At 72.6% G+C, this 12,408-nt stretch carries 1 protein-coding gene; it reads right to left on the reverse strand.

What is annotated here, in order from left to right:
* The coding region (locus ACFXGJ_RS21360; RefSeq protein WP_378624423.1) for an amino acid adenylation domain-containing protein at nucleotides 1-12,408 on the reverse strand (12,408 nt) is incomplete at both ends.

Consider the following 12,408-nt stretch of genomic DNA (forward strand, 5'->3'; position numbering starts at 1 on the left):
CGACCCGGGCTCGACGCGTGCGTTCCCGGTCGGACGCACGTACGAGCACAGCAGCGTGTCGCCCGCCGGTCCGGTGCGTGCGATCGTCACGGCGAACCCGACGCCCGGTTGCTCGGCGAGCACGGCGTCGATCTCGCCGAGTTCGATGCGGAAGCCGCGAACCTTCACCTGGAAGTCGCTGCGGCCGATGTACTCGAGGGCGCCGTCGGTCCGTCGACGGACCAGGTCGCCGGTGCGGTAGATCCTCTCGCCGGGCCGGCCGAACGGGTCGGCGACGAATCGGCCGGCCGTCAACGCGGGCCGACGGTGGTAGCCGCGAGCGAGGGCCGACCCCGCGATGTACAGCTCGCCCACCACGCCGGACGCCACCGGGTGCAGGCGCGCGTCGAGTACCAGCTCGGACACCCCGCGGATCGGCCCGCCGAACGTGACCGGCGCCCCGGGGACCATCGGACCGCTGATGTTCGACATGATCGTGGTCTCGGTGGGGCCGTAAGCGTTGAGCATCGTTCGGTCCGGCGCCCACCTCGCCACCAGGTCCGGCGGGCACGGTTCACCGGCGACGACCAGCGTGCCGAGCGCGTCGAGCCCGTCGGGGTCCACCGACGCCAGCGCGGTCGGGGTGACGAATCCGTGTGTGACGCGACCGGTTTCGAGGGCCGCCGCCAGCTCGGTACCCCCGTAGACGTGCGGCGGGACGACCACCATGGTCGCTCCGGCGCTGAGCGCCATCACGATCTCGAACACCGACGCGTCGAAGCTCGTGGACGCGAAGTGCAGGGTGCGGGCATCCGGAGTGACGTCCAGGCGGGTGCGCTCCTCGGCGGCGAGGTTCGCCAGACCCCGGTGGGTGAGCACGACGCCCTTCGGGTCGCCGGTCGACCCTGAGGTGTAGATCAGATACGCGGGGTGGTCGACGTGGACGGGGCGGATCCGGTCGGCGTCGTCGATCTCTGCGTCCGACATGACCGCGACCACCTCAGCGGTGTCGGCATCGTCGAGCACCACCCAGTCGAGGTCGTCCGGCAGTCGATTCCGCGCCCGGTCGACGGTGACTCCGAGCACCGCGCCGGAATCGTTCACCATGCGCTCGATCCGGTCGGCGGGGTAGCTCGGATCGACCGGCACGAACGCCGCCCCGGTCTTCGCGACCGCCCACACCGCGAGCACCGACTCGAGCGACCGCGGCACCCCGATAGCGACGTAGCGATCCGGACCGGCGCCTCGGCCGATCAGCATCCGCGCGAGCCGGTTCGACCGCCGATCCAGTTCGCCGTACGACACCTCGATGCCGTTGGCGACGACCGCGACCGCATCGGGATCGTGTCCGGCGCGGGCCAACAGCTCCGGCATCAGCAGCTCCGGGGCGTCGGCGCCACCTCGGGCCGGGGCGAGGTCGCGCAGTTCGTCGTCGCGCAGGATCGCGATGTCACCGACCGCGCTGTCCGGATCGGTGAGCGCCGATTCGAGGACCCGGAGGAACCGTTCGGCGAGACCGCGCAGCGTGTGGTCGTCGAACAGGTCCGTCGCGTACTCGATACTCCCGGCGATGCCGGCCGGGGCGCCCGAGCCGTCGAACTGCTCGGCGAGCACGAACTCGAGATCTTCCTTCACCACGCCGGTGGGGGTGGCGAGGCCCTCGACCGTCAGCCCCGGCAGGTCGAGCCGGGCCCGGGTGTCGTTCTGGAACTCCAACGCGACCTGGAAGATCGGCGAGTACGCCGTCGAGCGCGGCGGGTCGAGCGCCTCGACCACCCGCTCGAACGGAAGGTCGGCGTGTCCGAAGGCGCTGAGGTCCACCTCCCGCACGGCGGCCAGCAGATCGGAGAACGAGCGCGCGGCATCGACCCGGGTGCGCAACGCGAGCGTGCCGACGAGCATGCCCACCAGGTTGTCGAGCGCCGGTTCGCCCCGGCCCGCGACCGGGGTGCCGATCACGATGTCGTCGGTGTCGCCGAGACGGCTCAGCAACACCGCGAGCGCGGCGTGCACCGTCATGAACACACTCGTCCCGTGCCGCCGTGCGAACTCCTCGATCCTGCGGTGCAGCCGCGGCTCGATCGCGAAACCCGTTCGGGCGCCGCGGAACGACTGTTGGAGTGGGCGCGGACGATCGGTGGGCAGCCCCAGCAGATCGGGCGCGCCCGCGAGCGTCGACGTCCAGTAGCCGAGCTGCCGCGCGGCAACCGACCCGACGTCGTGGTCGTCGCCGAGCAACCGGCGCTGCCACAACGTGTAGTCGGCGTACTGCACCGCGAGCGGCGACCACTCCGGCGCGCGGCCCGCCGCCCTCGCCGCGTACGCGCGGACCAGGTCCCGGGACAATGGGCCCATCGAGAACCCGTCGACCGCGATGTGGTGCGCCATCAGGACCAGGACGTGCTCCTCGGCACCGAGCACGAACAGCGCGCCGCGTACCGGCACGCGGGCGGTGACGTCGAACCCGGCGGACACCTCGGCGTGGATCCGCCGGGCCAGCTCACGCTCGTCGACGACCGGCACCGGTCGCAGGACGGGCGCCGCCTCGGCCGCCGGGCGAATCTGCTGAACCGGCCCGTCGCGACCTGCCGGGAAGACGGTGCGCAACGACTCGTGCCGGTGGACGACGTCGGCCAGGGCCGCGTCGAGGGCCTCGGCGTCGAGGGCACCCGACAGGCGAACCGCGAACGGGACGTTGTAGGCGGGTGAGGTGGGGTCGAACTGGTTGATGAACCACATTCGCTGCTGCGCCGGGGACAGCGGGATCTCGTCCGGCCGTTCGGTCGCCTCGAGGACGGGACGCCCGGACGCGCCCGCCTCCCCGTGCTCGATGCGCTCGGCGAGCGCCGCCGCGGTGGGCGCCGCGAAGAGCGCCCGGACCCCCAGTTCGATGCCGAGGGTTTCCCTGAGCCGGCCGACCACGCGCGTCGCGGACAACGAGTTGCCGCCGAGTTCGAAGAAGTCGTCGCCGGTTCCCACCCGGTCCGCCCCGAGCACGGCGGCGAACACCGCGGTCACCGCCTCCTCCACGGGGTTGGTCGGCGCCTTGAACGCGGTCGCGGTGTAGGCGAAGTCGGGATCGGGCAGCGCGCGGCGATCGAGCTTCCCGGTCGGTGTGAGCGGGATGTCGCCCAGCACCACGATCGAGGTCGGCACCATGAAATCGGGGACGTGCGCGGACAACCGCTCCCGGAGATCGTCGACGGAGATGTCGCGGCCGTCGACTGCGGCCACGTAGGACACCAGGGCGGTGTCGCCGCCCGGCCCGGGGCGGCCGAGCGTGGCCGCAAACCGCACGTCGGGATGCGCGGCGAGCACGGCGTCGATCTCGCCGAGTTCGATGCGGAAGCCCCGGACCTTCACCTGGAAGTCACGGCGCCCGCGGTACTCGAGCTTCCCGTCCCGGGTCCACACCCCGACGTCGCCGGTGCGGTACATCCGACCGCCCGTCGCACCGAACGGATCGGCGACGAATCGACCGGCGGTCAACGCGGGCCGGCGGTGGTAGCCGCGGGCCAGACCGGGGCCGGCGATGTAGATCTCTCCCTCGACACCCGCCGGCACCGGCTGCAGTCGGGCATCCAGCACCATCTCGGCGACGCCGCGGATCGGCCCGCCCAACGGAATCGGCACCACACCGGGCACACAGTCCTCGATGTTGACCACGATCGTCGTCTCCGTCGGCCCGTACACATTGACGACGCGCCGCTGCGGCATCCAGTCCGCGATCAGCTCCGGCGGCCATGCCTCCCCGCCCACCATCACGCATTCCAGGTCGTCGAGCCCGGTCGGGTCGATCGAGGCGAGAGCGGCCGGCGTGACGAAGGCGTGGGTGACGCGCTGCTCCTTCAGCACCGCGGCCAGGTCCGCGCCGCCGTATACGGTGCGGTCCGCGATCACCATGGTCGCGCCCGCCCCGAAACACAGCAGGTACTCGAGCAGCGAGACGTCGAAGCTGGGCGACGAGAAGTGCAGTGTCCGGCTGTCCGCGGTCACCGCACACCGATCCCGCTGCTCGTCCGCGTAGTTCGCCAGGCCCCGATGGGTCAGCGTGACCGCCTTCGGCCGGCCGGTGGAGCCGGACGTGTAGATCAGGTATGCGGGATTGTCGATCCGCAGGGGCGCCGTGCGCTCGTCATCGGTCACCGGAGCCGCGGATCGGGACGCACAGTCCGCCGCGAATCCGGGATCGTCGAGCGTCAGCCACGGCAGCGTGTCGGGCAGCCGGTGCCGATGTGCCGCGACGGTGAGCCCGACGCCGGCACCGGAGTCGGCGAGCATGTGCGCCACCCGCTCGGCGGGATAGTCCGGGTCCACCGGGACGAACGCGGCCCCGGTCCGGGCCACCGCCCACATCGCGAGGACCGATTCGACGGACCGTGGAATACCGAGCGCCACATAGGTTTCCGGTCCCGCGCCGTGGTCGGTCAGTGCCCGCGCCAGCCGGTTGGACCGGGCGTCGAGGTCCGCGTAGGTGAGCTCGCGCCCGTCGGCGACCAGCGCGACCGCCTCCGGGTCGCGAGCGGCCGCGTCCGCGAGGACCTCGGGGAGGGTACGAGCGGCGCCCCTCGCAGCCCCCCGCACCGGCGCCAGCATCCGTCGTTCGCCGGCGGTCAGCAGGTCCACGGCGGCCAGGCGCCGACCCGGGTCGTCACCGATCGCGCGCAGGACGTGCAGCAACCGGTGGGCGGCGCCGTCGACCGCGGTGCGCCCGAGGAGCTCCGGGCGGAACTTCATCGTCAGGCGGAGCCGGTCGGTCGCGGAGGCGACCACGCTCAGCGGGTAGTGGGCGGAATCGCGGACCTCGATGTCCGTCAGCCGCATCCCCGCGATGTCGGTGTCCGCGGACAGCTCGCCGGGCACGGGATAGGACTCGAACACGGTGAGCGTGTCGAAGCCGGCACCCGGTCCCGCCGCTCGCTGGATGTCGGTGAGCCCGAGGTGGTGGTGGTCGAGCAGGGACGACTGCTCGGCCTGCACCCGGTCGAGCAGCGCGCCGAGGGTTTCCGCGGGATCGAGTCGGATCCGGACCGGCACGGTGTTGATGAACAGTCCGATCATCGATTCGATACCGGGCACGTGCGGGGGCCGCCCGGACACGGTCGAGCCGAACACGACGTCGTCGCGGCCGGTGAGGAGCCCGAGGACGATCGCCCACCCGACCGAGACGACGGTGTTGAGCGTCACTCCGCGCTCGCGCGCGAGGGCGCGCAGTCGCTGGGTCGCCGCGGCGTCCAACTCGTAGGGCACGTCCAGGGAGGGGGTGGACTGACTGGTCGTGGCGGAGCCCTCCCGGACCAGCAGGGTGGGCTCGTCCCGCCCGTCGAGGGCGTCGGTCCACGCGCGCAGCGCCGCAGACCGGTCCGCCGACGCGAGCCACGCGAGATAGTCGCGGTTCGGACGCACCCGCGGCAGCGGGGACGGGTCGCCGTCGATCGCGTAGAGGCTGACGAACTCCGCGAGCAGCAGCGGTGTCGACCACCCGTCCAGCAGAATGTGGTGGTTGGTCAGGATCAGCCGGCACGTTCCGTCGGGCATGCGCACCAGACGGATTCGCAGCAGCGGTGGTGTCGCCATGGCGAACGGCCGGGTGCGGTCCGCTGCCAGGATGTCACCGAACTGCTCCGACGCCGCCGGCCCGGTGGACGCACGCAGGTCCGTCTCCGTCCACGGCGCGGCCACCCCGTCCTGGACTATCTGTACGCCCTCGCCGTCCGGCGCCCGCACGAACGCCGTGCGCAGGTTCGCGTGCCGGTCGAGCACCACCCGGATCGCGCGCTGGAGGCGCGGGGAGTCGACGTCGCCGCCGAGGGTCAGGATCAGCTGCACCAGGTACGCGTCCACCGAGGCATCCGCGAGTTCGGCGTGGAAGAACATGCCGCGCTGCATCGGAGTCAGCGGCCACACGTCGGACAGCGACGGGAACCGGTCCTCGAACCGCTCGACCGCGGACTGGTCCAGGTGCACCAGATCCAGATCCGACGGTGTCCGCCCGCCCGCACCCGGCGCACTCGCCTGCTCGACCACCGCCCGGGCAGCGACGACAAACCCCTGCGCCAGCCGTTCCACGTCCGCGGCATCGAGCACCCGGCGCGGGAAGGCCCAGGTCGCCTGGAGCCGCGGGCCGTCCGGACCGGGCACCGTCACCGCGTTCACGTCGATCGCGAATGCCACCGGCATGGTCGCCGCGACGGCATCGTGCAGTCCGGACTCCGTTACGGGAAGCCAACTTCCGTCTCCGCGCGGATCGGGGGCGCCGTCGAGTCGCCCGAGGTAGTTGAAGCTGATCTCGGGCTCGGGCGCCCCGGTCAGCTCGGGCCGGGTCTCGCCGTTCAGGTACCGGAGCAGGCCGTACCCGATCCCGTGGTCGGGTACCGCGCGCAGCTGCTCCTTGACCGCCTTCACCGCCGCACCCGCGGCGGCGCCACCGCCGAGGGCCTCCTCGACGTCGACGCCCGACAGATCCAGCCGCACCGGGTAGATCGACGTGAACCACCCCACCGTGCGGGACAGGTCGGCGCCCGGTACCGCCTGGGGCTCCCGGCCATGTCCCTCGAGCGCCACCGTGACGTCGTCGCTGTCGTCGCCGCGGCCGCGACGCCAGTGCACGAGCGCGAGGGCCAGCGCGGTGAGCAGGCCGTCGTCGACGGCGCCGTGGAACGCGCGCGGCACCGTCGTCGTCAGGCCCCGAGTCACGTCGGCCGGTAGCTGCACTTCGACGCGCTCGACGGTGCCGGCGAGGTCCGTCGACGGATCGAGTTCGCGCACTGCGCGTCCCGCCGACGTCCGGGGCAGCATCGATCGCCACAGCCCCAGCTCGACGGCGCGGTCCCGCGCGGTCTGCACGAGACCGTCCGCCCAGGTCCGCATCGACGTGCCGACCGCCGGCAGGTCCGGCTCCGCACCGTCCGCGGCCTGCGCGGCGGCGAGCGCGAGGTCGGGGATCAGGATCCGCCACGAGACCCCGTCGATGACGAGGTGGTGGGCGACGACGAGCAACCGGGCCGCGTCTCCGCCGACGAAGTGCACGAACTGGATCATGGTGCCGGACTCGGGATCCAGCAGGTCGGCCGCCTCCTCCACTGCACCCTGGGCTACACGGTCCGCCCCGGCGACGGCGTCCACCGGGATCCGCCGCACCACCGCGGCGGCGGGCACCGCCCCCGGCGGCCGCACCTCGAGCCGCCACCCGGACCCGGAGCGGGCGTCCGGACTCAGCCGGGACCGCAGCATGTCGTGCCGGTCCAGGACGGCGCCCACCGCGCGCGTGAGGGTGTCGCCGTCGAGCCCGGCGGGCACCGCGAGCAGGACCGACTGGGAGTAGCGACGGAAGTCGCCACCACGCTGGACCATCCAGCGCATGATCGGGCTGAGTGGGACGTCCCCGACGCCGCCGCCCGGCAGTTCCGGCAACACGACGACGCCCTCGGAGTCGGTGAGGTCGGCGACCTCGGCGAGGCCGGCGACGGTGCGGCGCTCGAACACGTCGCGCGGCGTGAACGTCACCCCCGCCGCCTTGGCCCGCGACACCAGCTGAATGGACATGATCGAGTCGCCGCCGAGCCCGAAGAACGAGTCGTCGACACCGACCGCCTCTACACCGAGGATCTCCGCGAACAGCGACGCGAGAACGGATTCGGTTCCGGCGCCGGGTGATCTGCCACCGCCCGTCTCGGGTCGCGGTTCGGGGAGGGCGGCGCGGTCGAGCTTGCCGTGCGCGGTGATCGGGAACTCCGCGAGGACCGTGATGACGGACGGCACCATGTATCCGGGCAGCCGACGGCCGACGGCCTCGGTGACCGCAGCCGGATCGAGGTCGGCACCGGACTCGGGGACCACGTAGGCCACCAGGCGCGCGGCACCGTCGACGGGCCCGGGCCGCGCGAGCGCCACGGCGGACGCGACACCGGGTACCGCGGACAGCGCCGACTCGACCTCCCCCGGCTCGACCCGGAATCCCCGGATCTGGACCTGGGAGTCGCTGCGCCCCAGGAACTCGAGCTCGGCGTGCGAGGTCCAGCGAGCCCGATCACCGGTGCGGTACATCCGGCCCGACGCCACGAACGGGTCCGCGACGAAACGTTCCGCGGTCAGTGCGGGTCGTCCCCGGTATCCCCGCGCCACCTGCTCGCCCGACACGTACAACTCGCCCGCCACCCCGACCGGTGCGAGACGCAGGCGCTCGTCGAGCACCCGGACCCGCACCCCGGGAAGCCCGCAGCCGATCACCGATCCGATGTGGCGCGGCCCGACGACCGTCTCTTCGTCGATCAGCCGCCACGTCACGTGCACACAGGTCTCGGTGATCCCGAACATGTTCACCAGCGCCGGTGTGGAGGCGCCGTGCCGCTCGACCCATCCCGCGAGGCGGGCGACGTCCAGTTCCTCGCCCCCGAACACGACCCAGCGGAGCGCGAGGACGCCGTCGTCGGCCTCGGCGTCGGCCTGCGCGAACTGACGGAACGCCGACGGTGTCTGGCTGAGCATCGTCACCGACTCGGCCACCAGCAGGCGCCGCAGCGCGGCCGGGGACCGCGCGGTGTCGTGGTCGACGACAACCAACCGGCCACCGAACCCCAACGCCCCCCACAGCTCCCAGACCGCGAAATCGAAGGCGAACGAGTGGAACATCGTCCACACGTCGGCGTCGCCGAAGCCGAGCACGGTCCGGGCACCGGTCAGCAGGGTCACCGCGTTCCGGTGGGTCACCGCGACGCCCTTGGGCCTCCCGGTCGAACCGGACGTGTAAATGACGTAGGCAACGGAATCCTCGTGCAGGCGGCCGGTTCGGTCGGCGTCGGTCACCGGCGCGGCGTCCCGAGCGTCCAGCTGTGCGCGCGTCTCCGGACGGTCGAGACGCACCACGGGAACGCCGACGTCCACGAGATCGGGCGGCACACTGTCGTCGACCAGCACGCAGGCCGGTGCCGCATCCTCGAGCACGAACTCGATTCGCGCCGCCGGATACGACGGGTCGACCGGCAGGTAGGCCGCCCCCGACTTCGCGACCCCGATGAGGGCAGCCACCAGGTCTGCCGAACGCCCCATCATCACGGCGACCACGGACTCCCGACCGACACCACGATCGATCAGCCAGCGCGCCAGCCTGTTCGAACGCTCGTCGAGGTCGCGGTACGTCATCCGCGCGCCCGTGTCGACCACGGCGATCGTGTCCGGATCGGCGGCCGCCGCTGCCGCGAACAGATCCGGCAGCGTCCCCTCCACCGCTGCACCCGATTCCGGCCGGTTCGCGAACTCCGCCGCCACCTCGCACGCGGACGCCCCCGCGACGTCGATGTCCCCGACCTGGACGGAGGGATCCGCCGCGACGGCCGCGAGCACTCGTCCGAACATGTCCGCGAGGGCCGTCGCGGAGGATTCGTCGAACACGTCGGTGGCGAACAGCACGTCGCCCGTCAGTCCCGCCGGGACCCCGGCGTCGTCGAACCGCTCCCCGACCCCGAACTGCAGGTCGTACTTCGCCTCGCCCATCTCGAGATCGAGTACCCGGGCCGTCAGCCCCGGCAGCCGGACGCGGGGGCGGTCGACGTTGCGGAACTCGAGCATCACCTGGACCAGCGGCGCGTACGAGGTCGACCTCGCCGAGGCCGACCTTTCCACCAGCCGTTCGAACGGCACGTCGGCGTGGGTGAAGGCGTCCACGTCCACATCCCGTGTCCCGTCGAGCACGGCGCCGAACGATGCCGCCGGATCGACGGGGGTCCGCAGCACCAGGGTGTTCACGAACATGCCGACCAGGTCGTCCAGTTCGGCCTCGCCGCGCCCGGCGACCGGGGTTCCGACCACGACGTCGCGACCCGCCCCCACTCGGGACAGCAGCACCGCGAGCGCGGCGTGCACCACCATGAACACCGTCGAGCCGTGCCGACGGGCGAGGTCGACGAGCCGGCGGTGGACGCCGGGATCCACCGAGAGCGGGACCCGTCCCCCGCGCGTCGAGCGCCGCATCTCCCGCGGGCGGTCCAACGGCAACCCCGTCACCGGCGGCGCCCCCGCCAGACGCTCCTCCCACCAGTCGAGTTCACCGGAGATGCGCGAGTCCGGGTCGTCCCGGGACCCCAGCGCCCCGTGCTGCCACACGGCGAAGTCCGCGTACTGGACGGGCAGCGGCAGCCAGCTCGGTGCGCCGCCGGCGACTCGTGCCGTGTACGCCGTCGCGACGTCACGAGCCAGCGGGCCGATCGAGAACCCGTCGGCCACGATGTGATGGACCGCCAGCACGAGGACGTGGTCGTCCGCGGCGGTGCGCAGCAGACGCACCCGCACCGGAACCTCGTGTGCCACATCGAATCCTTCGTGGACGATCTCGTCGATGCGAGCGGACACCCGATCTTCTGGGACCGGCTCCGGCGTCAGGTCGCCGACCACGCCGGGCGCGGGCACCGTCACCTGTGACGGTCCCGCGGACGACGGGGGGAACACCGTCCGCAGCGATTCCTGGCGCTCCACCACGTCGACCAGCGCTCGCCGCAGGGCCGGCGCGTCGAGGTTGCCCGAGAGCCGGAGCACCATCGGCACGTTGTACGCGGCCGACGCCGGGTCGAACTGGTTGACGAACCACATGCGTTCCTGTGCCAAGGAGAGCGGGATGCGGTCGGGCCGGACGCCCGCGCGAAGGCCGCCGTCGGGCAGCGCGTAGGTGGCCGAGCACCGCGGCGCGAGCGCGGCCGCGGTCCCGCACTCGAACAGGTCCCGCACCCCGATCCTGCTCTCCAGCGCGCGATTGATGCGGGCCACGGCCCGCGTCGCGCTGAGGGAGTTGCCGCCCAGCGCGAAGAAGTCGTCGTCCACCCCCACCCTCTCGACACCGGTCACCTCGGCGAACACGGTGACCAGGCCTGCCTCGGTGGAGTTGCCCGGTTCCCGGAATCGCGGTGTGAGCGAGGCGAAATCCGGCTCGGGCAGCGCGGCCCGGTCCAGCTTGCCCACCGCGGTGAGCGGCACCGAGCCGAGTACCACCACCGTCGTCGGCACCATGTACGCCGGCAGGCGCCCGCCCGCGAAGTCCGTGAGGTCGGCGACGTCGACGCCGTCCGCGGAGTTCGGCACGACATACGTCACCAGCATCGGGTCGCCGGCGTCGCGTTGCCGCGCGGCCGTGACGGCAAACCCGACCGCCGGGTGAGCGGCAAACACCGCGTCGATCTCCCCGAGCTCGACGCGCAGTCCCCGCACCTTCACCTGGAAGTCGCTGCGGCCCAGGTAGTCGAGCGTTCCGTCCGGCCACCACCGGACGACGTCACCGGTGCGGTACATCCGGTCGCCGGGCGCGCCGCGCGGGGCGGGCACGAATCGCTCCGCGGTCAACGAGGCCCGGCGGTGGTATCCGCGGGCCAGTCCCCCTCCCGCGATGTACAGCTCGCCGGGCACGCCGGCCGGGACCGGGCGCAGGAAGCCGTCGAGGACGAAGACGTCGGTGCCGCGGACCGGTCCCCCGATCGGCACCCTCGCCCCGGGCACCAGGGGTGCGCTGATCGTCGTCAGGACCGTCGACTCGGTCGGCCCGTATCCGTTGAGCATCGTTCGTCCCGGCGCCCAGTCCACCACCAGTTCCGGACCGATGGCGTCGCCCGCGACGACGAGCACGTCGAGAGCGTCGAGACGGTCGGGATCGACGGTGGCGAGCGCGGCAGGTGTGATGCAGGCGTGGGTGATCCGCTCGCGGCGCAGGAGTCCGGCGAGGTCGGCGCCGCCGTACACGCGCGGCGGCGCGATCACCAGCGCCGCGCCCGCGGTGGCGGCCTGGAGCAGCTCCAGGACCGAGACGTCGAAACTCGGTGAGCACACGTGCAGGCAGCGCGCCGTCGCCGGAATCACGTAGCGTTTGCGCTGCGCGGCGAGCAGGCTGGACAGGCCGCGGTGAGTGACGCTCACGCCCTTCGGCCGGCCCGTCGATCCCGACGTGTAGAGCAGGTACGCCGCGTCGTCGACGTGCAGCGGACTCGGCCGTTCCGCGTCGGCGACGGCATCGGCCGGCAGCGCGGCGAGGTCCGCCGCGCAGCCGGGATCGTCCACCACCAGCCAGCGCACGCAGTCCGGCAGGCGGTCACGGTCGGCGTCCGCGGTGATCCCGAGCGCGGCGTCCGAGTCGGTGAGCATGTGCAGGACGCGCTCGCGCGGGTAGGTCGGATCCACCGGGACGAACGCCGCACCGGTCTTCGCCACCGCCCACACGGCCGTCACCGACCGCGCCGAACGCGGCAGGGCGATCACCACCGCCGCGCCCGGCCGCGCCCCCGCACCGATCAGGTAGCGCGCCAGCCGATTCGACTCCGCGTCGAGGTCCCGATACGACAGCCGCGTGCCCTCCGAGTCCACGGCGACACCGTCGGGCTCGATCGCGGCCCCGGCGACCAGGAGCTCCGGCAGCAGGAGCGGCGGGCTCCCCGCACCGCCGCGAAGCGGCAG

The organism is Rhodococcus sp. NPDC059234 (assembly GCF_042754225.1).
Lineage (GTDB): Bacteria > Actinomycetota > Actinomycetes > Mycobacteriales > Mycobacteriaceae > Rhodococcus_G.